At 44.8% G+C, this 716-nt stretch carries 1 protein-coding gene; it reads right to left on the minus strand.

All coding sequences use genetic code 11. The features are described 5' to 3' along the window. Positions 1-716, minus strand: a 716-nt coding sequence (locus MM214_RS18935) for an Ig-like domain-containing protein (protein ID WP_241297742.1), incomplete at both ends; no start/stop codon positions are given.

Below are 716 nucleotides of genomic sequence, written 5' to 3' on the forward strand. Positions count from 1 at the left end.
GTGGCAATAGCAGTGATGTAATGATTGCCCAGAGGAGCATTGTCCCAGTTGAAAGTAAATGGCTCAGCCTCCACACTTGCGATCAAAAGATCATCTGCATAGAAATCTACCTTTACCACTTCACCATCTTCATCTGCACTTAAGGTAGTGATCTCGATTACTTGCCCTTGCTCGAATACCTGCTGATCTTCTGGTGTGATGATGCTGATAGTTGGAGAAACATTCACAGCAGGAGTTTCAGGCATTTCAGGAGCTTCCTCAACTGTTATGTAAACAGAATTAGAAACTGTCGCAGCCCCTTCATTGTCAGTGGCAATAGCAGTGATGTAATGATTGCCCAGAGGTGCATTGTCCCAGTTGAAGGTAAAAGGCTCAGCTTCCACACTTGCGATCAAAAGGTCATCTGCATAGAAATCTACCTTCACGACTTCACCATCTTCATCCGCACTTAAGGTAGTGATTTCGATAACTTGCCCTTGCTCGAATACCTGCTGATCTTCTGGATTGATTATGCTGATTGTTGGAGAAACATTGGCTGCTGGAGCTTCCTCGATTGTTATGTAAACAGGAGTAGAAACCGTCCCAGCCCCTTCATTGTCTGTGGCAATAGCTGTGATGTAATGATTGCCCAGAGGTGCATTGTCCCAGTTGAAAGTAAAAGGCTCAGCCTCCACACTTGCGATCAATAGATCACCTGCATAGAAATCTACCTTCAC

The sequence above is a fragment of the Belliella kenyensis genome (assembly GCF_022549675.1).
GTDB lineage: Bacteria > Bacteroidota > Bacteroidia > Cytophagales > Cyclobacteriaceae > Belliella > Belliella kenyensis.